We start from the raw sequence: 22,059 nt of genomic DNA on the forward strand, positions 1-22,059 counted from the left end.
AAACCCGTTCGAACCTGATGACGCAGCCCCGTTCGTCAGGACGAGGGGGCGATGCCGTAAGGCCCGTAGAGGGGCGGACACCTACCCCCCCTACCCCCGTGAGTCAAGCATATTACGCCACGTGATTCGGGCGGGGCCGGGATCCTCTCCCCGCCCCGCCCGATGCAAGCCCGACCGCCTCGCAGGGCGACCAAATTTAGCCCAATTCCAGAGACTTACTCGGCGGCCTGCTGCTCGCCACCGGGCAGCGCCGGCTGGCCGGCGGGCAGCCGCCCCTTGTCCCGCTGGGCCGCCAGGGACCGCAGCCGGTTCATCACGGAGCCCGTGCCCGCCGGGATCAGGCGCCCGACGATCACGTTCTCCTTCAGGCCCTCCAACCGGTCCACCTTGCCGGCCACCGCCGCCTCCGTGAGCACCCGGGTCGTCTCCTGGAAGGAGGCCGCCGAGATGAAGGAGTTGGTCTGGAGACTCGCCTTGGTGATGCCCTGGAGCACCGGCTCGGCCCGGGCGGGCCGCTCCTTCACCGCGAGCCGCTTCTCGTTCTCGATGTCGAACTCGATGCGGTCCACCTGCTCGCCGATGAGGTAGGTCGTGTCGCCGGGCTCGATGATCTCGACCTTCTGCAGCATCTGGCGGACGATCACCTCGATGTGCTTGTCGTTGATCTTCACGCCCTGCAGCCGATAGACGTCCTGGATCTCGTTCACGAGGTAGTTCGCGAGAGCCTCGACGCCCAGCACGCGCAGGATGTCATGCGGCACGCGCGGGCCGTCCACCAGCGGATCGCCGGCCCGGACATAGTCGCCCTCCTGGACGGAGACGTGCTTGCCCTTGGGCACCAGGTACTCGCGGGAGGCCGGCTGCTCGTCGCCGACCGCCTCCGGCACCACCACGATGCGGCGCTTGGCCTTGTAGTCCTTGCCGAACTCCACCCGCCCGTCGACATCGCTGATGATCGCGGCGTCCTTGGGCCGGCGCGCCTCGAACAGCTCCGCCACGCGCGGCAGGCCGCCCGTGATGTCGCGGGTCTTGGACGATTCGCGCGGCAGCCGGGCGATGATGTCGCCGGCATGGACCGTGGCGCCGTTCTCCACGTTCAGGATCGAGGCCGGCTGGAGCGCGAACTGCGCCACGACCTTCCCACCCTCGCGGAGCACGATGCTGGGGCGGAGATTGGCGTTCTTCGCCCGCTCCACCGGCTCGCGCACCACCTTGGAGGACAGGCCCGTCACCGGGTCCGTCTCCTCGTAGAGGGTGAAGCCCTCGATCAGGTCGGTGTACTCAACCGTACCGGCGCGATCGATGATGATCGGCAGGGTGAAGGGGTCCCACTCCGCCAGCTTCTGGGCGCGGGTCACCTCCGCCGTGTCCGCGATCAGCAGCCGCGCGCCGTAGGGCACGCGGTAGCGGGCGCGCTCGCGGCCCTGCGCATCGCTCAGCACGATCTCGCAGTTGCGGCTCATCACGATCGAGACGCCCTCGGAGTTGGTGACAACCTGCTTGTTCAGCACCTTCGCGGTGCCGTCGCCGGTCGCCTCGACATGCGCCTGCTCGGCCGAGCGCTGCGCCGCACCGCCGATGTGGAAGGTGCGCATGGTCAGCTGCGTGCCCGGCTCACCGATCGACTGGGCGGCGATGACGCCGACCGCCTCACCGGTGTTCACCGGCGTGCCGCGGGCAAGGTCGCGCCCGTAGCACATGCCGCAGACGCCCTGCCGCGCGTCGCAGGTCAGGACGGAGCGGATGTAGACCTCCTCCACCCCGGCCTTCTCGACGGCGTCGGCCATCACCTCGTCCACCAGCGAGTCCCGCGCCGCGACCACCTCGCCCGTCTCCGGATCCGTGACCTCGCGCTGGATGGTACGGCCCAGGATCCGCTCGGAGAGGGAGGAGACGACCTCGCCCCCGTCCATCACGGCGCGAACCGTGATGCCGCGCTCCGTTCCGCAGTCATTGTCGACGATGATGCAGTCCTGCGCCACGTCCACGAGGCGGCGGGTCAGGTAGCCCGAGTTCGCCGTCTTCAGCGCCGTGTCCGCGAGGCCCTTGCGGGCGCCGTGGGTGGAGTTGAAGTACTCAAGGACGGTCAGCCCCTCCTTGAAGTTCGAGATGATCGGCTGCTCGATGATCTCGCCCGAGGGCTTGGCCATCAGCCCGCGCATGCCGGCCAGCTGGCGCATCTGCGCCGGCGACCCGCGCGCGCCGGAGTGGGACATCATCCAGACCGAATTGGTCTGCTTGCCCATCTCCTGGCGGGAGATCTCCTTCATCATCGCGCCCGCCACCTCTTCAGTGGCGCGCGACCAGGCGTCGACGACCTTGTTGTACCGCTCGCCGGCGGTGATCAGGCCGTCGAGGTATTGCTGCTCGAACTCCTTCACCTCGCCCTTGGTGCGGTCGATCATCTCGGCCTTGGAGGCCGGGATCATCATGTCGTCCTTGCCGAAGGAGATGCCGGCCTTCGCCGCATTCCGGAAGCCAAGGCCCATCAGGCGGTCGGCGAAGATCACCGACTCCTTCTGGCCGCAGTGGCGGTACACGGCGTCGATCACGTCGGAGATGCTGCGCTTCGTCAGCTGCCGGTTGATGATCTCGTAGGGCACGTTCGGATGATGCGGCAGCAGCGTGCCCATCATCAGCCGGCCCGGCGTGGTGATCACCGTCTCACGGGCGGGCTTGCCGTCCTTGAAGCCCGGCACGGCGGCCAGGATCGCGGTGTGCAGCGTGACGGCGCCGGCGGCCAGCGCCTGCTCCACCTCGCCCAGCCCGTCGAACACGGTCGGACGGAAGGAGAGCGCCGCCTTCTCATCGGCCGTCAGCTTGTCGGCCGACTTGCCGGAGGTGCCGGCGATCAGCGCGCGCTTGGCCTCGATATCGGCCTTGTTCGCGCGGAACTCCGGCGTCTCCAGGCTGAGGTAGTAGAGGCCCAGCACGATGTCCTGGGACGGCACGATGATCGGCTTGCCGTTCGCGGGGCTGAGGATGTTGTTCGTGGACATCATCAGCACGCGCGCTTCCAGCTGGGCCTCAAGGCTCAGCGGGACGTGCACGGCCATCTGGTCGCCGTCGAAGTCCGCGTTGAAGGCGGTGCAGACCAGCGGGTGCAGCTGGATCGCCTTGCCCTCGACGAGGATCGGCTCAAAGGCCTGGATGCCCAGCCGGTGCAGCGTCGGCGCCCTGTTCAGCATCACCGGGTGCTCACGGATCACCTCCTCCAGGATGTCCCACACCTCGGGACGCTCCTTCTCCACCATCCGCTTAGCGGCCTTGATGGTGGTGGCGTGGCCGTACTTCTCGAGCTTCGAGTAGATGAAGGGCTTGAACAGCTCGAGCGCCATCTTCTTCGGCAGGCCGCACTGGTGCAGCTTCAGCTCGGGACCGACCACGATCACCGAACGGCCGGAGTAGTCGACGCGCTTGCCTAGCAGGTTCTGCCGGAACCGGCCCTGCTTGCCCTTCAGCATGTCGGAGAGCGACTTCAGCGGGCGCTTGTTGGCGCCCGTGATCGCGCGGCCGCGGCGGCCGTTGTCGAACAGCGCGTCAACGGCCTCCTGCAGCATGCGCTTCTCGTTGCGCACGATGATGTCCGGCGCGCGCAGCTCGATGAGGCGCTTGAGGCGGTTGTTGCGGTTGATGACGCGGCGGTACAGGTCGTTCAGGTCAGAGGTCGCGAAGCGGCCGCCGTCCAGCGGAACCAGCGGGCGCAGCTCGGGCGGGATCACCGGCACCACGTCCAGGATCATCCACTCCGGCCGCGCGCCGCCCTCGTTGAAGCTCTCGATGAGCTTCAACCGCTTCACCAGCTTCTTGCGCTTCGCTTCGGAGGTCGTCTCCTTCAGCTCCGCGCGAAGCCGGGCGCTCTCCTTGTCCAGCTCGATGCCGGTCAGCATCGTCTTCACCGCCTCGGCACCGATGCCGACGGTGAAGGCGTCCTCGCCGAACTCGTCCATCTTCGTCTGGTAGGCGTCCTCGGTCAGCAGCTGGTGCAGCTTGAGGTCCGTCAGGCCGGGCTCGAGAACCACGTAGCTCTCGAAGTACAGGACCTTCTCCAGCTCCTTCAGCGACATGTCGACCATCAGGCCGACGCGGCTGGGCAGGGACTTCATGAACCAGATGTGCGCGACAGGAGAGGCGAGCTCGATGTGGCCCATGCGCTCGCGGCGCACCTTGGCCAGCGTCACCTCGACGCCGCACTTCTCGCAGATGATGCCGCGGAACTTCATCCGCTTGTACTTGCCGCACAGGCACTCGTAATCCTTGATCGGACCGAAGATGCGCGCGCAGAACAGCCCGTCCCGCTCCGGCTTGAAGGTGCGGTAGTTGATCGTCTCGGGCTTCTTGATCTCGCCGTAGGACCAGGAGCGGATCTGCTCCGGGGAGGCGATGGTAATCTTGATCTGATCGAAGGTGACGGCCTGGCCGGTCTGGCCAAGGATCTTCATCAGCTCGTTCATGGGGCCTTCCTTCTAAGTCCAGCCTGCCGTGCGTGACCACGGCACAATCAGCGGCCGGCCCCGCTGGGAAGGGGCCGGCGCGATCCTTGTCAGACCTTAGCCGCGGTTCTCGAGGTCCACATTCAGGCCAAGGCTCTTCAGCTCCTTGGTCAGAACGTTGAAGCTCTCGGGGATGCCAGCCTCGAAGCTGTCCTGGTCGCGGACGATCGCCTCGTAGACCTTGGTGCGGCCGGACACGTCGTCCGACTTCACCGTTAGCATCTCCTGCAGCGTGTAGGCGGCGCCGTAAGCCTCCAGCGCCCAGACCTCCATCTCGCCGAAGCGCTGGCCGCCGAACTGCGCCTTGCCGCCCAGCGGCTGCTGGGTAACGAGCGAGTAGGGGCCGATGGAGCGGGCGTGGATCTTGTCGTCCACCAGGTGGTGCAGCTTCAGCATGTAGATGTAGCCAACGGTGACCTTGCGCTCGAACAGCTCGCCCGTGCGCCCGTCCACCAGCTGCATCTGGCCGGAGGTGTCGAGGCCCGCCTTCTCCAGCAGCCCCTCGATGTCCGAGATGCGCGCGCCGTCGAAGACCGGCGTCGCGATCGGCACGCCGCCCTTGAGGTTCTCGCCGAGCTCCAGCAGCTGCGCCTCGTCCATGTTGACGATGTCACGGTCGGTGATCTCGTCCCCGTAGACCTCGCGCAGCTTCTCGATCAGCGCGTCCCGGGCGGCGCCGGCGCGGCGGTAGTCCTCCACCACCTCGCCGATCTGCTTCCCGATGTTCGCGCAAGCCCAGCCCAGGTGCGTCTCGAGGATCTGCCCGATGTTCATGCGCGAGGGCACACCCAGCGGGTTCAGCACGAGGTCCACCGGCTGCCCGCTCTCGAGGAACGGCATGTCCTCGATCGGCACCACGCGGGAGACGACACCCTTGTTCCCGTGACGACCGGCCATCTTGTCGCCCGGCTGCAGCTTGCGCTTCACCGCCACGAACACCTTGACCATCTTCATCACGCCGGGCGGCAGCTCGTCGCCGCGCTGCAGCTTCTCGACCTTGCTCTCGAAGCGCTTCTGCAGCCGCTCCACGGCCGCGTCGAACTCGCGCTTCAGCGCCTCGAGCTGCGCCTGGGCCGCGTCGTCCGAGACGGAGATCTGGCGCCAGGTCATGCGGTTGAACTCGCCCAGCACCTCGTCGGTGATGACCGTGCCCTGCTTCACGCCCTTGAAGCCGCCGCCCGCCTTGCGGTTCAGCAGGATCTCGCGCAGCCGCCCCGTGAAGGACCGCTCCTGGATCGCCCGCTCGTCGTCGCGATCCTTCGCCAGGCGCTCGATCTCCGCGCGCTCGATCGCCATGGCGCGCTCGTCCTTGTCCACGCCACGGCGGGAGAAGACGCGCACGTCCACGATCGTGCCGGATACGCCCGGCGGCAGGCGCAGCGACGTGTCGCGCACGTCGGAGGCCTTCTCGCCGAAGATGGCGCGGAGAAGCTTCTCCTCCGGCGTCATCGGGCTCTCGCCCTTCGGCGTCACCTTGCCCACCAGGATGTCGCCCGGCTGCACCTCGGCGCCGATGTAGACGATGCCGGCCTCGTCGAGGTTCCGCAGCGCCTCCTCGCCGACGTTCGGGATGTCGCGGGTGATCTCCTCCTGGCCGAGCTTCGTGTCGCGGGCGGAGACCTCGAACTCGTCGATGTGGATCGACGTGAACACGTCATCCTGGGCGATGCGCTCGCTGATCAGGATGGAGTCCTCGAAGTTGTACCCGTTCCACGGCATGAACGCGACGAGCGCGTTGCGGCCCAGCGCCAACTCGCCCAGCTCCGTGGAGGGGCCGTCGGCGATGATATCGCCGTTCCGTACCTCGTCGCCCACGCGGACCAGCGGGCGCTGGTTGATGCAGGTGGACTGGTTGGAGCGCTGGAACTTCCGCAGGCGGTAGATGTCCACGCCCTGGGTCGTGCCGTCCTCGGCCGTCGCGCGCACCACGATGCGCGCGCCGTCGATGCTGTCCACCACGCCGTCGCGGCGCGCCACGATGCTGGCGCCGGAGTCCCGCGCCACCGCGGCCTCCATGCCCGTGCCCACGAGCGGGGCGTCGGACTTCACCAGCGGCACGGCCTGCCGCATCATGTTGGAGCCCATCAGCGCGCGGTTGGCGTCGTCGTTCTCGAGGAACGGGATCAGCGCCGCGGCGACGGAGACCAGCTGCTTCGGCGAGATGTCGATCGCCGTCACCTCCTCCGGCTTCACCAGCCGGAAGTCGCCGGACTGCCGCACGGAGACGAGCTCGGAACGGAACTCGCCCGTCTCGCGGTCCACCTCGGCATCCGCCTGGGCGACGACCAGCTTCTCCTCCTCCATGGCGGAGAGGTAGCGCGGCTCGCCCGTGATCTTGCCGTCGCGCACCATCTGGTACGGCGTCTCGATGAAGCCGTACTTGTTCACCTTGGCGAAGGTGGCGAGGGAGTTGATCAGGCCGATGTTCGGGCCTTCCGGCGTCTCGATCGGGCAGATGCGGCCGTAATGCGTCGGGTGCACGTCGCGCACCTCGAAGCCGGCGCGCTCGCGCGTCAGACCGCCCGGGCCAAGCGCCGAGAGGCGGCGCTTGTGCGTCACCTCCGACAGCGGGTTGGTCTGGTCCATGAACTGGGACAGCTGGGAGGAGCCGAAGAACTCGCGCACCGCCGCCGCCGCCGGCTTGGCGTTGATCAGGTCCGTCGGCATCACCGTGTCGATGTCGACCGAACCCATCCGCTCCTTGATGGCGCGCTCCATGCGGAGCAGGCCGACGCGGTACTGGTTCTCCATCAGCTCGCCGACAGAGCGCACGCGGCGGTTGCCGAGGTTGTCGATGTCGTCGATCTGGCCCTTGCCGTCCTTCAGCTCCAGCAGGGTCTTCACGGTCGCCAGAATGTCCTGCTTGCGCAGGGTGCGCTGGGTATCCGGCACCTGGTCCAGGGTGAAGCCCAGGCGCATGTTCATCTTCACGCGACCGACGGCGGAGAGGTCGTAGCGCTCGCCGTCGAAGAACAGGCCGCGGAACAGCGTCTCGGCCGTCTCCGGCGTCGGCGGCTCGCCCGGGCGCATCACGCGGTAGATGTCCATCAGCGCGTCGTCGCGGCTGGTGTTCTTGTCCACCGCCAGCGTGTTGCGCATCCACGGGCCGACCGTCGCGTCGATCGCCAGGGTGGGCAGCCGGTCGTAGCCCGCGGCCTCAATGGCCGCCAGCTTCGCCTCGGTCAGCTCCTCACCGGCCTCGGCGTGGATCTCGCCGGTGGTCATGTCCACCAGATCCTCGGCCACGAAGCGGCCCAGCAGGTCGGTGCGGGAGACGAGCACTTCCTTCGTGCCCTCCTCCGCGATCTTGCGGGCGGCGCGCGGGTTCAGCTTCGTGTCCTTGGCGGCCACCACCTGACCCGTGGCGGCGTCCACCAGGTCCTCGGTCAGCTTCAGGCCGCGGAAGGCGTCCGGCTCGTAGGGGCGCGACCAGCCCTGCTTGCCGAACGCGAAGAGCACCTGGTTGTAGAAGGTGCCGAGGATCTCCTGCGCGTCCATGCCGCGCACCTCGCCCGGCTCCAGCGGCGTGTCGCGCCCGGCGCGCTTCTCCTGCGTCTCGGCGGAGTCCAGGGCATAGAGCAGCGTCGTCGCCGGCAGCTTCCGCTTCCGGTCGATGCGCACGTAGCAGATGTCCTTGGCGTCGAACTCGAAGTCCAGCCAGGAGCCGCGATAGGGGATCACCCGGGCGGCGAAGAGGTACTTGCCCGAGGAGTGGGTCTTGCCCTTGTCGTGGTCGAAGAACACACCGGGGGAGCGGTGCATCTGGGAGACGATGACGCGCTCGGTCCCGTTGACGATGAAGGTGCCGTTATCCGTCATGAGCGGGATATCGCCCATGTACACGCCCTGCTCCTTGATGTCGCGGATCGAGCGGGAACCGGTGTCCTCGTCGATGTCCCAGACGATCAGGCGCAGATGGGCCTTCAACGGGGCGGCATAGGTCAGCCCGCGCTGGATGCACTCGTCCACGTCGTACTTCGGCTCTTCGAACTCGTAGCGCACGAATTCCAGGCTGCCGCGGCCCGCGAAATCATTGATCGGGAAGACGCTCTTGAAAACTTCCTGGAGGCCGGAGGAGGAGCGCATCTCCGCCGCCACTTCCATCTGCAGGAAGGCCTCGTAGGAGGCGCGCTGCACGTCGATGAGGTTCGGCATCGGCGCCACTTCGGGCAGCCGCCCGAAAGACTTGCGGATGCGCTTGCGCCCCGTGAGGCCCCTGCCCTCGAAACCACCCTTCGAGATCGCGTTCATGCCAGCCCTGCGTCCTCTCGTCCTTCGAGGAGACCCGGGCGCCGCCGCGCGCCCTGCCCTCCCCGACATCGCCACCGGACCGCACCTGCGCTCCGGCGAAAAGCGGGCGCGGGCGGAAACCCGAAGGTCTCCGCCCGGCCCTTAACCACTCTGTTCCCCCGCCCCGAAGGGCAGGGGATCGCCGACCGAGGTCTTACTTGACCTCGACCTTGGCACCGTTCTCCTCGAGGACCTTGCGGATCTTCTCCGCCTCGTCCTTGGAGACGCCTTCCTTCACGGTCTTCGGAGCGCCCTCGACCAGGTCCTTGGCCTCCTTCAGGCCGAGACCGGTGATGGTGCGGATCTCCTTGATCACGTTGATCTTCTTGTCGCCACCGGCGGCAAGGATCACGGTGAACTCCGTCTGCTCCTCAGCGGCGGGGGCAGCAGCGCCACCACCAGCAGCCGGGGCAGCGGCCACGGCGACGGGCGCCGCGGCGGAAACGCCCCACTTCTCCTCGAGCATCTTGGAGAGCTCGGCGGCCTCCAGGACGGTGAGGGAGGACAGCTCGTCAACGAGCTTCGCGAGATCGGCCATGATTGTATCCTTCGATCTAATGGCTTGACTTGACGTTTGCAACCCCGGGTGCCGCCTTCATGGGCAACCCACCCGGGGATACGGCGTTTCAGGCGGCTTCCGCGCCCTCGGAGGACCCATCCTTGTCGGCATAGGCCTTGAACACCCGCGCCAGCTGCCCGGCCGGAGCCTGCAGCACGCCCGCGATGCGCGTCGCCGGGGTCTGGATCAGACCCAGCAGCTGCGCCCGCAGCGTCTCGAGCGAGGGCAGCTCGGACAGAGCCTTGACGCCATTGACGTCGAGGGTCTGCGTCCCGATTGCCCCGCCCAGGATCACGAACTTGTCGTTACCCTTGGCGAACTCCACGGCGGTCTTCGCCACGGCCACCGGGTCCTTCGACCACGCGAGCGCGGTCGGGCCCTTCAGCAGCGGCGAGATGCCCTGGAAGCGGGTGCCTTCGAGGGCGAGATTGGCCAGCCGGTTCTTCGCGACCTTGTACGTCGCACCGGCCGCCCGCATCCGGCGCCGCAGATCATCCACCGCCGCGACCGTCAGCCCGTTGTTCTGGGCGACGAGCACGAAGGAGGTGTCGGCGAACACCGAACCGAGGGTGGCGACGAACTCGCGCTTCTCCGTACGGTCCATTCCCGTCTCCTACGAAAAGCCGGTGCCTGGTGGAGGGGCCCCGGCCGGTTCACACGGGGGCGGCCCCGAAAAGGGTCACCCCGGTTCGCCTGTCAGAAAAAGCCGGAAGCCAAGCCAAGCCCGCCGGGGCCCATCATGGTGAAGGGCCCGGCGGATCATCGTCTCTGGCACCCCGTCTCCCCGTTGCGGGCTCTCGCCCATCAAGCCTCAGCAGGCACACCGGGTCTCGGACAGGTCAGGCGAGTTTCCCCGCCCTGCCCGCCCACCCCTTCGGGGGTGGGCGTATCTCGTGCCCCGGGCCGCACGGCCCGAGGCGTCAGACTCAGGCGGAGAGGCTCGCCACATCCACCTTCAGGCCGGGGCCCATGGAGGAGGACACGGCCACCTTCTTCACGTAGGTGCCCTTGGCGCCCGTCGGGCGGGCGCGCTGGATGGCGTCCACGAAGGCCTTGGCGTTCTCGAGCAGCTTCTCGGACTCGAAGCTCGCCTTGCCGATGCCGGCGTGCACGATGCCCGCCTTCTCCGCGCGGAACTCCACCTGGCCGGCTTTGGCGGCCGAGACCGCGCCCTTCACGTCCATGGTCACGGTGCCGAGCTTCGGGTTCGGCATCAGGCCGCGCGGGCCGAGAACCTTACCGAGACGGCCCACCAGGCCCATCATGTCCGGGGTAGCGATGCAGCGGTCGAAGTCCATCGTGCCGCCCTGGACCGTCTCCATCAGGTCCTCGGCGCCCACGATGTCGGCGCCGGCCGCGCGGGCCTCGTCCGCCTTCGGGCCACGGGCGAACACGGCCACGCGCACGGTCTTGCCCGTGCCGTTCGGCAGGCCCACCACGCCGCGGACCATCTGGTCGGCGTGGCGCGGGTCGATGCCGAGATTCATCGAGATCTCGATCGTCTCGTCGAACTTGGCGTTGGCGTTCGCCTTGGCCGTCGCGATGGCCTCGGCCAGCGCGTAGTTCTTCTCGAGGTCCGTGCCCTCGGCGATCTTGCGGAGACGCTTGCCCTGCTTGGCCATCGATCAGCCCTCCACCACGCTCATGCCCATGGCGCGGGCGGAGCCGGCCAGCATCCGAACCGCGGCCTCTTCGGTCTCGCAGTTCATGTCCTTCATCTTCACCTTGGCGATCTCGGCCAGCTGCGTCTTCGTCACGCGGCCGACGATGCCACCCTTGCCCGGGGTCTGGCTGCCCTTCTCGATCTTCGCCGCCTTCAGCAGGAAGTAGGTGTTGGGCGGGGTCTTGGTGATGAAGGAGAAGGTGCGGTCCGAGTAGGCGGTGATCACCACCGGCGTCGGGGTCCCGGGCTCCATGCCCTGGGTGGCCGCGTTGAATTCCTTCACGAACTGCATGATGTTCAGGCCGCGCTGACCCAGCGCCGGACCCACCGGCGGGGACGGATTCGCCTTGCCCGCCGGGATCTGCAGCTTGATGTAGCCGACGATCTTCTTCGCCATCTCTGGCACCTCTCTCGATCAGAGGCCCGCGGTACCGGCGGCCCGCCCCACAAGTCGGGGCGCTGGCCTCCCGCGTTCCTGAAAACGCGCGGCGGCCGGGCGGGGAAATCATCCCCGGCCCGGCCGGCGCGGGGGCGGCTTATAGGCGGGGGCGGCCGGCGAGTCCAGAAATAGTTTCACCCCCGGCCACCCCTTCAGCCGCCCGGATCGGATTCCCGATCAGATCACGTCCCGGTTCACGTCCTTGTACAGCAGGTACTCGCAGACCTCGTTGCCCGTCGCGTAGATCTGCTGCGGCACGTAGGGGCCCATCCAGACGAAGTCGCCCGCCCAGAGCTCGTGCCAGTCCCGCCCTAGCAGCTGCAGCGCCTGCCCTTGGAGCATCACCATCCCATGCTCCATCACATGCGTCTCGATGCACCAGAAATGGGCGCCGGGCGCGTAGCACATGATGTTCATCTCGAAGTCCATGGGCATGTCGCGCAGCCCGATCAGGCAGTGCCGCCAGCGCGGCCCGCTCTCCTCCTTCAGCGCCGTGTCGCGGTGCCCCAGGATCACATTCGGCGCCGGCACCCCGGACGCGGGCTGGTAGGGCTTGCGGACCCAGATCGCCCTCGCCTCGCCTTGCCCGGCGTTCCGCACGGAGTAGGGGACACCCTGCGGCACGTACACGTAGGCACCCGTGCCGAGAGGATGGGCCGCCCCCTCCACGGTCACCTCCAGCGTCCCGTCCTGGACGTAGAGGAAGGCCTGCACCCCGTCATCCACCGCCCCCGCGCTCCCCGTCCCCGGCGGCAGGATCAGCAGGGCCTGGGCGAAGCCCGCGCCCATCCTGCGACTGGTCTGGAACCGCACGGTCACGCCCGGCCAGTTCGGCAGCAGGCTGTCCATGATCCCCTCGGGCGGGAAGACGCAGTAGCCCGGCATCAGCATCGTCCGGTTGTGGCCGATGATGCCGGGCGGGGGGTTGTGGGTGGGGACGCGCATGGACCTGCCTCAGGACGAAGGGAATAGCGGCACCATGCCGCCCGCCCGCCATCAAGCAAGCGGCCTGCCGGAAGCGGAAGCGCAGGAATCGGAAAGGGCCGCGCCGGTTGCCCGGCACGGCCCTTCGAAACCCTGGGGCGGGCCCCGGCGGATCAGGCCTTCTCGACCTGCCCGTACTCCAGCTCCACCGGCGTCGCGCGGCCGAAGATCGAGACGGAGACCTTCACCCGGCCCTTCTCCTCGTCCACTTCCTCCACCACGCCGTTGAAGCTGGTGAAGGGGCCGTCCGCCACGCGGACGTTCTCGCCCACCTCGAAGGTGATGGCGGGGCGGCGGGGCTTCTCCACGGTGTCCTGCACCTGCTGAAGCATCCGCATCGCCTCCCGCTCCGGGATCGGGCTGGGCTTGTTCCGGGCGCCGAGAAAGCCGGTGACCTTCGGCGTGTCCTTCACCAGGTGCCAGGCGTCGTCCGTCATCTCCATCTTCACCAGCACGTAGCCGGGGAAGAACTTGCGCTCGGTGTTCACCTTCTGCCCGCGGCGCACCTCGACCACCTCCTCGGAGGGGACGAGGACGTCCTCGATCCGGTCGGCCAGGCCCTTCTGGGCGGCCTGCTCCTTGATCTGCTGGGCGATCTTCTTCTCGAAGCCCGAGTAGACGTGGACCACGTACCACTTCTTGTCGGCCATGGCCGTGAACCTCCGATCTGTGGCGCCGCCGCCTCCGGCCCGGGCGTCCCCGGGGCCTCCGGCGCGGCGCGGAATGAGTGCGGTCAGCCGAAGCCGAAAAGCAGGCGCATGCCGAGCTGGATGAGCCAGTCCGTCACCAGGAAGAACACCGCCGCCAGCGCCGACAGGGCGAGCACGAGCCCCGTGGTGATCAGCGTCTCCTTCCGGCTCGGCCAGGTGACGCGGCCGATCTCCTGGCGGACATCGCGGAAGTAGCCCACAGGATTGAAACCGGCCACGTCAGGCGCCCTCCCGGCGCGGGGCCCGCTGGTGGGGCCCAGGGACGGTCCGGCGCCATGCCGAAAAATGGTCATGCGCGGCCCGCCCTGGCAGGGGCGGAGGGTCTCGAACCCCCAACCTCCGGTTTTGGAGACCGGCGCTCTAGCCAATTGAGCTACGCCCCTAAGGCGGGTCCGCGCAGGGGGCGTGCCTTACGGCAAGCCGCGGCGCCTGTCGAGAGGGGGCGGCCATGGAACAGGCGGGCGGCGCGCCACGCCTAGCGCGGGAGCCGCTCCATGTAGTCCTGGCACAGCACCCGCAGCACGGCCCGCTGGAACGAGACGGGGTCGCGCAGATCGATCCCGTACTGGCGCAGCGCCAGCAACAGGTAGCGCCGGACAAGGTCCGGGTCGTGCGCCGCCTCGGCCGCGGCGATAGCGGCCGGCGCCGCTTCGGGATCGGCCAGCTCCGTCGCTACCGCCCGGTACTCCGCCTTTCCCGCCGCAACCACCGGCCGCGCGTGCAGCAGCGCCTCGAATCCCACGCCGGAGTTGACGGTCAGCACGGCCCGCGCCCGCGGGATCAGGGCGTGGACCGAGGCCCGGCTGACGGAGACGGGGCCGGCAGGCAGCGCCTCCAGGAAGCGGCCTACCGCCGGGTCCGTGCAGTGCGGGTGGCGCTTGATCACCACGGGGATCCCCGCCCCGGCCAGGGCCGCCACCATGCGCCGCACCCCCTCCAGGTAGGGCGCCTCGAAGAGCTTCAGCGCGATCACCGAGTCGTTGGGGAGTTGCAGCGGGAGGAAGACGAACCCCTCCCCCTCCACCGGCACGGAGGCGTCCTGCCGGTACTTGGACCGCCCCTCCGCCAGCCAGGGCCGGGTGGTTCCCTCGTGGAAGGCCTCCGCCGTGGCGGCGTCCACCGCCAACAGGTCCCGCCGCTCCAGCGCGGCGAGTTCCGACCAGCCGGAGTACCCGAGCCGGTCGAAGAGGAGCATGTGCGGCAGCGCGCCCGCCTTGTAGTGCCAGCGGCCCGTGGCCTTGCCGTTGCTGTGCCAGGTCAGCCGCACCGGAGGCCGGTCGGCACTACCAGCGGGCAGCGGCTCGTGCGGGGAGTGGAGCAGCAGGGGGGCGTTGGCGGCCGCCAGCACCTCCACCACACCGTCCCGCATCGCCCGGTACTCCGGCGCCTCTACCCGGTGCGCCATGGTCCAGGTCGGGCGCGTCACGCCCTGCAGGATCCGGATGGCGGGCATGGGGTCGGCCACGCGCCAGGTCTCGCGCGCCATCTTCCGGACCAGGGGCCAGAAATCCGTCCGCCCTTTCCAGAACGCCGCCTCCAGCGCCGTCCCCTCGGGGATCGCCAGCGCGGCCTCGTCCGTCAGGGGCACCGCCGCGCCCTCAGCCGCGCGGCGGGTCCTGCACCACCAGGGTGCGGGCCAGCCGGTCGTGCCAGCACTGCCGGCGCGGATCCCAGAGCATCCAGAAATAGCCCAGTCCCAGCGGCAGGCCGGAGATGATGTAGCCGACGTAGCGGGCCACCAGCCGCGGGAAGGGCGGCATGCCGCCCGTCTCCGCGTCCACCACCCGCAGCCGCATCAGCATCTTGCCCGGAGAGGCCTGCCGCGTGACCCAGAACTGCAGGATGATGAGGGCGGAGATGAGCTGGAGCAGGAGGTCGGCGCCGGCGGAGAGGGCCTGCCCACCGCGCACCCCCTCCCCGAGCGTCACGAGGACGAAGCCCAGGGGCAGCATCCACGCCGCGTCGATCAGCTGCGCCGCGGTGCGCGACCAGAAATCCGCCAGCTCCACCCCGTGCCGATCGGACATGCCGCCCTCCACCTCCGTCCCTTCTCCGTGGCGGAAGATGGCTTGTCCAGCCCTCCCGTCAGCCCCCCGGCCGCCGTTTCCAACCAGTCAGTTCGTTGGGCTGAAGGCCGCGATCCCCGTGCCGGCAGGCCGGTAGGTGACGCCGTATGGCGGCCGTGCGCCCCTACGCCAGCCCTGTCAGGCGACGGCCTCAGGCACCTCCAGCAGCGCCCGCCAAGGCCCGGGCCGGGCGGCCAGCTCGGCGGGCGATCCCTGCTCCCGCACCTGCCCCTCGCCCACCACCACGATCCGGTCGAAGCCGCGCAGGGTGGAGAGGCGGTGCGCCACCGCGATCACCGTGCGCCCGCGCATCAGCCGCTCCAGCGCCGCCTGCACCGCCTCCTCGGATTCCGTGTCGAGCGCGGAGGTCGCCTCGTCCAGGAGCAGGATTGGCGCGTCCTTCAGCAGCGCGCGGGCGATCGCCAGCCGCTGCCTCTGCCCGCCGGAGAGGCGCGCGCCGCGCTGCCCCACCTCCGTCCGGAAGCCCTGCGGCAAGGCCTCGATGAACTCCCGGCAGTGCGCGGCCTCGGCGGCGCGCATCACCTCGGCATCCGTCGCGTCCGGGCGGCCGTAGCGGATGTTCTCCAGCACCGATCGCTGAAACAGGGATACGTCCTGCGGCACCACCGCCAGCGCCGCCGCCAGGCTCGCCTGGGTGGCGCCGGCGATGTCCTGCCCGTCGATCAGGATCCGCCCCGATCCCGGCGCGCCCAGCCGCTGCAGCAGCGCCAGTGCCGTGGACTTGCCGGAGCCGGAGCGCCCGACCAGCCCCACCCTCTCCCCCGCCGCGATGGAGAGGTCGAAGTGGCGCAGCACGTGGCCGGTGCCGGGATAGGCGAAGGAGACGTCCTGGAAGGCCACCGCCCCGCCGCGCGGCCGGATCGGCGCCGCGTCCTCCCGGTCCGCCAGGGCGTGCGGCACCAGCAGGGCTTTCACCGCCTCGGACAGCCGCGCCACGTGCTGGGTCAGCTCCACCAGCGCCACCGCCAGGTCGCGCGTGCCGTGCAGGATCACGAAGCCCAGCCCGCAGGCCATCACCACGTCGCCCGTGGTCGCCCGCCCGGCCTGCCACAGCAGCAGCGCCCAGCAGAGCAGCCCCACCGTCAGCGCCACCGTCGCCACGGCATGGGCCAGGCGCAGCTTCTCCAGGTAGCGCAGGCTGCGCTTGCGGGAGGCGACCTCCTGCCCGACCGTGGTGCCGAAGCGCTGCCTCTCCCGGATCGTGGCGCCGAAGGCGCGGACGAGGCCGATGTTCTGCACCACGTCCACCAGCTCGCCATCCACCGCCGCGGCCTTGGCGGCGTAGTCCTGGTGCAGGTCGCGCCCGCGCCCGGCCGCCCAGGTCAGCAGCGCCGCCATCCCGGCGGCAACCGTGAACAGCACCCCCGCCATCACCGGGTCCACCCCCGCCAGGAAGGCGTTGGCGACGAGCACGGCCACCATCGGCGGCAGCGCGTTCCAGGTGATGGTGGAGAGCACGGTCCAGGCCGCATTCGCCGTGGCGCTGATCCGCCCGGCCATCAGCCCGGGGGAGCGCTCCGCGAAGTAGTCAGGCGCGTGGCCGGAGAGGTGGTGGAATAGGTCGGAGCGCAGGTCGCCCGTCACGCGCGTGAAGCTGTCCGCCGCGATCCAGCCGCCGAGCCGCCAGAGCAGGTTGTCCCCCGCCACGATCGTCGCCAGCACGCCCAGGGCCATCCAGGGGGCGCCGCCGGCGCCGGGCCCGGCCGCCAGCGTGTCCACCAGGTGCTTCACCGCGTACTGCGAGCCGACGGAGCAGCCCACCGCCGCCAGCACCGCCGCCAGCACCACCGCATGCGCCGCCCGGTGCAGCATGACGTAGCGCAGCAGGAAGGCGATCGGCCGCTCGGCATAGGGCAGCAGCGCCGCCCGCTCATCCCGCGGGTGGGATGGCTGGGCCAGGCCCGCTTGCGCGCGCCGTGTCGTCCGGGGGGCGCCGAAGACGGTTGCCGACATGCCAAATCCTTCTCGCCGGTCCCGGCGCGGCCGGGACGCGATTCCTCCTTGAGACCGTGCTTTCCTCCTCTCCCGGCCACCGCGCGCGGCCGGGCCGGCCCTTGTCGGGCCCTGCCTGACGTGAGAACGCCGGAGAGGATGGGGGTTTCTGGCGGGATCTGGACGCGGCTGCCCCTTTTCGGCCGCAATCTCTGCGTTGGGAGGAGAAGCAAGAAAAGTTAAGCGGCGGGAGGCGCCCCCTTGCAGGAGAAGTCTTGATGCGTATCGCCCAGGTCGCGCCGCTGCACGAGGCGGTTCCCCCGAAGCTCTACGGCGGGACGGAGCGGATCGTCTCCTTCCTGACGGAGGCGCTGGTGGAGCGCGGACACGAGGTGACCCTCTTCGCCACCGGGGACGCGGTGACGAAGGCCAACCTCGTCCCGATCCGCGAGAAGGCCCTGCGCCTGGACCCCACCGTGCGGGACGCCTGCGCCCCCCACATGCTGATGCTGGAGACGGTGGCCCGCCGGGCGGCGGAGTTCGACGTCATCCACTTCCACCTGGACTACCTGCCCTTCTCCCTCTTCAGCCGGCAGTCCGTGCCCTGGGTCACCACCCTGCACGGCCGCCTGGACCTGCCGGAACTGGAGCCGGTCTTCGACGCCTTCCCCGAGGCGCGGGTGGTCTCCATCTCCGACTCCCAGCGCCGCCCCCTGCCCCGCGCCAACTGGGCCGCCACCATCCAGCACGGGCTGCCGAAGGACCTTCTCACGCCCCAGGGGGACGGCTCGGACGGCTACTTGGCCTTCCTCGGACGCATCTGCCCGGAGAAGCGGCCGGACCGCGCCATCAAGATCGCCGGCCTCTCCGGCGTGCCGCTGAAGATGGCCGCGAAGGTGGACAGGGTGGATGCCGAGTACTTCGCGAAGGAGATCGAACCCCTGCTCGGCGGCGCCGACGTCGATTTCGTCGGCGAGATCTGCGACCTGCGGAAGCCCGGCTTCCTCTCCGGCGCCCGCGCCCTGCTGCTTCCGATCGACTGGCCGGAGCCCTTCGGCCTGGTGATGATCGAGGCGATGGCCTGCGGCACCCCCGTGATCGCCTACCCCGCCGGCTCCGTGCCGGAGGTGGTGGAGGACGGGCTGACCGGCTTCATCGTCCGCGACGAGAGGGAGGCCGCGGCCGCCGTCGCCCGGCTGGGCGAGCTGGACCGGGCGAAGATCCGCGCGCGCTTCGAGGAGCGCTTCACCGCCGACCGCATGGCGGCCGACTACGAGGCCCTGTTCGAGCGGATGCGGACGGAGACCCGCCCGCGCATCCGGCTCGCGGCGGGGGACTGAACCCGGCCTACCCGGCCCCGCCGGCCTGCTGCGACCGCAGCCAGGCCTCGGCCAGGAGGAAATCGGCCTCGGTGTCGATGTCGATGTCCTCCGGGAAGTCCGTGACGATGAAGTAGGGGTTGCTGCCCACCCGCCGCCCCTCCGTCTCCATCAGCCCGCGCGGGAACAGGTAGCAGGCGCTGGTCTCTGCGTGGACGGGCTCCAGGTCCTGGGTCCGCTTCACATGGGTCAGCTCGTAGTTCAGCGGCCGGCCCCGGTACCAACAGAAGGTCTGGATCGGCCGCACAGTCAGGGCCGAATCATGGGTCCCCCGCCGCACCGCCTCGATCGCGCCGGCAAAGGTGGCCGGCCGGATGAAGGGCGAGGTCACGTGGGCCAGCAGGTAGAAGTCGCTCCTCACCGCCGCCAGGAAGGCCCGGTAGATCTCCACGCCGAGAGTGCTGTCGCCATCCAGCTCCGCCGGGCGGAGGATGAACTCGACACCGTCCGGCAGGTGGTCCCGTACCGCCTCGTCCGAGCAGTAGACGCACACCCGGTCCAGCCCGGGCGTTACGAGGAGCGTCTCCAGCAGGTAGCGGGAGAGCGACTTGCCGCCGAGCGGGCGGATGCTCTTCCGCGCGACCCGCGTGCTGTTCAGGCGGATAGGCACGAAGGCGGTGATGCCGGGCACGATGCTCTCCTCAGCTCGCCACGCCCAGGGCCGGGTTTCCGGGGGGCAGGCTTCCGGCCAGGGCGCGCTGCATCGCCTCCTCCAGGCCCCAGGGCGCGAGGCGGAAGCAGCGGCGCGCCACCAGCTCGGGATCCCCGGGCTCCTCCACCGCCCGCTGGTCCACGGAGAAGGCGGCCCCCTCGTCGAGGCAGGAGCGGTCCCGGACCATGCTGGCCACGTGGTAGACGATGGTCGGGCGCCGGAGCAGCCAGCAGGGGATCACGGCACCCGTGCCCTGGGTGACGAAGGCCAGGTCGCATCCCGCCGTGAGGGCGACCTTGGCCTGCGCCGAACGGCCGTAGAACCGGTGCTGGCGCGCGATCCGGACCGGTAGTCCTTCCAGGATCCGGGCGACGATGCCCTCGATCCGCTCGATGACCTCGAGATCCTTTGCGGCGGGCCTGTCGGGGACGGTCCACCCGTCCCAGGCCACCTCCAGGTCGCGCCCGTCCCGGGCGCAGGCCTCGCCGAGCCGGGTGAGGACGTACCGGAACGCCTCCTCCTGGTTCAGGACGCGCTGGCGCTCCGCGTCGATCGAGATCATCACGCGGAAGCGCCGCTCCGGCAGCGCCTCCTCTCCCATCTCCTCTCCGGGCGCGATGGCCTCGAAGCGGCGGCGAAGCCAGAGCGGGTTGGCGTGCGTGCTGAAACGATAGACCCGGTGCGCGTCCCACCCCTCCGCCAGGATGCGGTCGAGCAGCGCTGCGCTCTCCACGCTCACCCGCTCCAGCGGCGCCAAGGCGGGAATAATCGTGAAGGGGTCCATGGCGCACCAGTCCGGCACCTGCACCAGCAGCCCGCCCCGGCCGGCGAAGCCGATCAGGTCGGCCTCGTGCCGGTCCAGGAAGGCGAGGCTCTGCTTGATAAAGTGGCCGGGCCGGTTGTCCCCGATGACATAGGCCTGGCGGAGGTGCCCGGCGCGCGCCGTCCGGATCCAGTTCATCCAGGGGAGAGGCCGCGTGAGGATCGCGTCCAGCATCACGCGGGGCATGAGCGGCATGTTCAGCCCAAAATCCGTCGTGACGAGAAAGAGCCTCTCGGTCGGGTAGAGGATGCCCACCGGGAGGTAGCCGATGGTCATGAGGATCATCGGCCGCCCCCCGTCGAGCGCCAGCGTGAACTGCTGGTGCTGCACCGTCACGCTGCCGAGCACCGTCGCCTGCCCCCCGGAAAGGGGCGAGGGCAGGCCCGGCGCGGCCTCATGGGCCAGGAAGGCAGCGTTAGCCGCGTGGAAGACCGGCATCCAGGCCTGGCGCGCATAGGCGGCCCTGGTGCGCTCGCGCAGGCCGGGATCGGTGCCCCGGCGCCCCGTGCCGGGACCGAAGCGCCCGAAGTGATCCACCAGCTCGAACTCGGCGGCGAGCGCGGCCGATCCGTGCAGGGCGCGATCCGCCTCACGGCCGGGGAAGTGGAAGAAGAGCGGATCGAAGCCCATCAGCTCCGCGAGCTCGAAGGCCGCGGACCGCGCTGCGGCGTGCCGCTCCTCGCGCGTCGGCCCTGGCGCAGACGGGCTGCTCAACGGGCTGTTGCTCAACCGGACCTCCTGACGGGCGGGACGCAGGCTGGCAACGCGGGCCGGGCTTGCCAAGCGGGCGCGCAGCAAAAAAGGGGCGGGCCGCCTTCCGGCAGCCCGCCCCCTTCCTCCCGGGCCTTGCGGCCGGGGATTACTTCTGAATGCTGGCCACGACGCCGGCGCCGACGGTGCGGCCGCCCTCGCGGATGGCGAAGCGCAGGCCCTGGTCCATGGCGATCGGGGCGATCAGCTCGACCGTCATCGCGATGTTGTCGCCCGGCATCACCATCTCCACGCCCTCCGGCAGCTGCACCACGCCCGTCACGTCGGTCGTGCGGAAGTAGAACTGCGGCCGGTAGTTCGTGAAGAACGGCGTGTGGCGGCCGCCCTCCTCCTTCGTCAGGATGTAGGCCTCGGCCTTGAAGGAGGTGTGCGGCGTGATCGCGCCGGGCTTGGACAGAACCTGCCCGCGCTCCACGTCCTCACGCTTCGTGCCGCGCAGCAGCGCGCCGATGTTGTCGCCCGCCTCGCCGCTGTCGAGCAGCTTGCGGAACATCTCGACGCCGGTCACCGTCGTCTTCACGGTGTCCTTCAGGCCGACGATCTCGACCTCCTCGCCCACCTTGACGATGCCGCGCTCGACGCGACCCGTCACCACCGTGCCGCGGCCGGAAATCGAGAACACGTCCTCGATCGGCATCAGGAACGGCAGGTCCTTCGGGCGCTCCGGCTGCGGGATGTAGGCGTCCACCGCCTCCATCAGCTTCAGGATCGCGTTCTCGCCGATCTCGGGCTGCTTGTCCTCGAGCGCCATCAGCGCCGAGCCGTGGATGATCGGGATGTCGTCGCCCGGGAACTGGTAGGAGGAGAGGAGCTCGCGCACCTCCATCTCGACCAGCTCCAGCAGGTCGGGGTCCGCCATGTCGACCTTGTTCAGGAACACCACCAGCGCGGGAACGCCGACCTGGCGCGCCAGCAGGATGTGCTCGCGCGTCTGCGGCATCGGGCCGTCAGCCGCCGACACCACCAGGATCGCGCCGTCCATCTGCGCCGCGCCCGTGATCATGTTCTTCACGTAGTCGGCGTGGCCGGGGCAGTCCACGTGCGCGTAGTGGCGGTTGGCCGTCTCGTACTCGACGTGCGCCGTCGAGATCGTGATGCCGCGCGCCCGCTCCTCGGGCGCCTTGTCGATCTGGTCGTACGCCGTGAACGACGCACCGCCCGACTTCGCCAGCACCTTCGTGATCGCAGCCGTCAGCGACGTCTTGCCATGATCCACATGGCCGATCGTCCCGATGTTGCAGTGCGGCTTGTTCCGCTCGAACTTCGCCTTCGCCATT

General features: G+C 69.5%; 16 protein-coding genes and 1 tRNA gene. 1 reads left to right on the top strand and 16 read right to left on the bottom strand.

Annotation, left to right across the window (positions count from 1 at the left end):
- Positions 1-215 precede the first annotated feature (215 nt).
- The 13 genes from rpoC to VQH23_RS25865 form a co-directional block, all read right to left on the bottom strand.
- Complete coding sequence (gene rpoC / locus VQH23_RS25805) at positions 216-4,454, bottom strand: DNA-directed RNA polymerase subunit beta' (RefSeq protein WP_338663544.1); 4,239 nt, start codon at positions 4,452-4,454, stop codon at positions 216-218.
- Between the two features lie 96 nt (positions 4,455-4,550).
- Positions 4,551-8,744, bottom strand: coding sequence for a DNA-directed RNA polymerase subunit beta (gene rpoB, locus VQH23_RS25810; RefSeq protein WP_338663545.1), 4,194 nt, complete (start codon positions 8,742-8,744; stop codon positions 4,551-4,553).
- A gap of 193 nt (positions 8,745-8,937) precedes the next feature.
- The gene (rplL, locus tag VQH23_RS25815) at positions 8,938-9,321 is read right to left on the bottom strand and encodes a 50S ribosomal protein L7/L12 (RefSeq protein WP_338663546.1); all 384 of its coding nucleotides are present in this window, start codon (positions 9,319-9,321) and stop codon (positions 8,938-8,940) included.
- Between the two features lie 88 nt (positions 9,322-9,409).
- Positions 9,410-9,946: a 50S ribosomal protein L10 gene (rplJ, locus tag VQH23_RS25820; RefSeq protein WP_257715112.1), complete on the bottom strand. Its 537-nt coding sequence runs from the start codon at positions 9,944-9,946 to the stop codon at positions 9,410-9,412.
- Between the two features lie 322 nt (positions 9,947-10,268).
- On the bottom strand, positions 10,269-10,964 hold the full coding sequence (gene rplA, locus VQH23_RS25825) for a 50S ribosomal protein L1 (protein ID WP_338663547.1): 696 nt from the start codon (positions 10,962-10,964) through the stop codon (positions 10,269-10,271).
- Between the two features lie 3 nt (positions 10,965-10,967).
- Positions 10,968-11,402, bottom strand: a complete 435-nt coding sequence (gene rplK / locus VQH23_RS25830) for a 50S ribosomal protein L11 (protein WP_338663548.1) — start codon at positions 11,400-11,402, stop codon at positions 10,968-10,970.
- A 219-nt stretch (positions 11,403-11,621) separates the two neighbouring features.
- Positions 11,622-12,389 (bottom strand): (S)-ureidoglycine aminohydrolase, encoded by a 768-nt coding sequence (gene allE / locus VQH23_RS25835; RefSeq protein ID WP_338663549.1) that lies wholly within the window; start codon positions 12,387-12,389, stop codon positions 11,622-11,624.
- A 152-nt stretch (positions 12,390-12,541) separates the two neighbouring features.
- Complete coding sequence (gene nusG, locus VQH23_RS25840; protein ID WP_338663550.1) at positions 12,542-13,078, bottom strand: transcription termination/antitermination protein NusG; 537 nt, start codon at positions 13,076-13,078, stop codon at positions 12,542-12,544.
- 83 nt (positions 13,079-13,161) lie between these two features.
- Positions 13,162-13,356, bottom strand: a complete 195-nt coding sequence (secE, locus tag VQH23_RS25845; protein ID WP_338663551.1) for a preprotein translocase subunit SecE — start codon at positions 13,354-13,356, stop codon at positions 13,162-13,164.
- Positions 13,357-13,444: 88 nt separating this feature from the next.
- Positions 13,445-13,521: transfer RNA gene (locus VQH23_RS25850), tRNA-Trp, on the bottom strand.
- Positions 13,522-13,613: 92 nt separating this feature from the next.
- Entirely contained in the window at positions 13,614-14,726 is a 1,113-nt protein-coding gene (locus VQH23_RS25855) for a hypothetical protein (protein ID WP_338663552.1), read from the bottom strand.
- Between the two features lie 10 nt (positions 14,727-14,736).
- Positions 14,737-15,165, bottom strand: coding sequence for an RDD family protein (locus VQH23_RS25860; RefSeq protein ID WP_338663553.1), 429 nt, complete (start codon positions 15,163-15,165; stop codon positions 14,737-14,739).
- Between the two features lie 177 nt (positions 15,166-15,342).
- On the bottom strand, positions 15,343-17,178 hold the full coding sequence (locus tag VQH23_RS25865; RefSeq protein ID WP_338663554.1) for an ABC transporter ATP-binding protein: 1,836 nt from the start codon (positions 17,176-17,178) through the stop codon (positions 15,343-15,345).
- A gap of 257 nt (positions 17,179-17,435) precedes the next feature.
- Between VQH23_RS25865 and VQH23_RS25870 the strand changes: the two genes are divergently transcribed.
- On the top strand, positions 17,436-18,497 hold the full coding sequence (locus VQH23_RS25870; protein WP_338663555.1) for a glycosyltransferase family 4 protein: 1,062 nt from the start codon (positions 17,436-17,438) through the stop codon (positions 18,495-18,497).
- 7 nt (positions 18,498-18,504) lie between these two features.
- Here the strand turns inward: VQH23_RS25870 and VQH23_RS25875 are convergent, their stop codons facing one another.
- The 3 genes from VQH23_RS25875 to tuf all read right to left on the bottom strand — a co-directional run bounded on the left by VQH23_RS25875 (position 18,505) and on the right by tuf (position 22,058).
- A complete protein-coding gene (locus tag VQH23_RS25875; protein WP_338663556.1) occupies positions 18,505-19,167 on the bottom strand; it encodes a cytidylyltransferase domain-containing protein in 663 nt (220 codons plus the stop codon).
- A 10-nt stretch (positions 19,168-19,177) separates the two neighbouring features.
- The gene (locus VQH23_RS25880) at positions 19,178-20,740 is read right to left on the bottom strand and encodes a hypothetical protein (protein ID WP_338663557.1); all 1,563 of its coding nucleotides are present in this window, start codon (positions 20,738-20,740) and stop codon (positions 19,178-19,180) included.
- 130 nt (positions 20,741-20,870) lie between these two features.
- Positions 20,871-22,058 (bottom strand): elongation factor Tu, encoded by a 1,188-nt coding sequence (gene tuf / locus VQH23_RS25885; protein ID WP_338663542.1) that lies wholly within the window; start codon positions 22,056-22,058, stop codon positions 20,871-20,873.
- Position 22,059 lies beyond the last annotated feature (1 nt).

The sequence above is a fragment of the Pararoseomonas sp. SCSIO 73927 genome, assembly GCF_037040815.1.
In the GTDB taxonomy this organism is placed as follows: domain Bacteria; phylum Pseudomonadota; class Alphaproteobacteria; order Acetobacterales; family Acetobacteraceae; genus Roseomonas.

Bases quoted from the DNA above. Each gene is read 5' to 3' on its own strand.
- rpoC (WP_338663544.1), bottom strand. From the start codon at position 4,454: ATGAACGAGCTGATGAAGATCCTTGGCCAGACCGGCCAGGCCGTCACC.
- rpoB (WP_338663545.1), bottom strand. From the start codon at position 8,744: ATGAACGCGATCTCGAAGGGTGGTTTCGAGGGCAGGGGCCTCACGGGG.
- rplL (WP_338663546.1), bottom strand. From the start codon at position 9,321: ATGGCCGATCTCGCGAAGCTCGTTGACGAGCTGTCCTCCCTCACCGTC.
- rplJ (WP_257715112.1), bottom strand. From the start codon at position 9,946: ATGGACCGTACGGAGAAGCGCGAGTTCGTCGCCACCCTCGGTTCGGTG.
- rplA (WP_338663547.1), bottom strand. From the start codon at position 10,964: ATGGCCAAGCAGGGCAAGCGTCTCCGCAAGATCGCCGAGGGCACGGAC.
- rplK (WP_338663548.1), bottom strand. From the start codon at position 11,402: ATGGCGAAGAAGATCGTCGGCTACATCAAGCTGCAGATCCCGGCGGGC.
- allE (WP_338663549.1), bottom strand. From the start codon at position 12,389: ATGCGCGTCCCCACCCACAACCCCCCGCCCGGCATCATCGGCCACAAC.
- nusG (WP_338663550.1), bottom strand. From the start codon at position 13,078: ATGGCCGACAAGAAGTGGTACGTGGTCCACGTCTACTCGGGCTTCGAG.
- VQH23_RS25860 (WP_338663553.1), bottom strand. From the start codon at position 15,165: ATGTCCGATCGGCACGGGGTGGAGCTGGCGGATTTCTGGTCGCGCACC.
- VQH23_RS25865 (WP_338663554.1), bottom strand. From the start codon at position 17,178: ATGTCGGCAACCGTCTTCGGCGCCCCCCGGACGACACGGCGCGCGCAA.
- VQH23_RS25870 (WP_338663555.1), top strand. From the start codon at position 17,436: ATGCGTATCGCCCAGGTCGCGCCGCTGCACGAGGCGGTTCCCCCGAAG.
- tuf (WP_338663542.1), bottom strand. From the start codon at position 22,058: ATGGCGAAGGCGAAGTTCGAGCGGAACAAGCCGCACTGCAACATCGGG.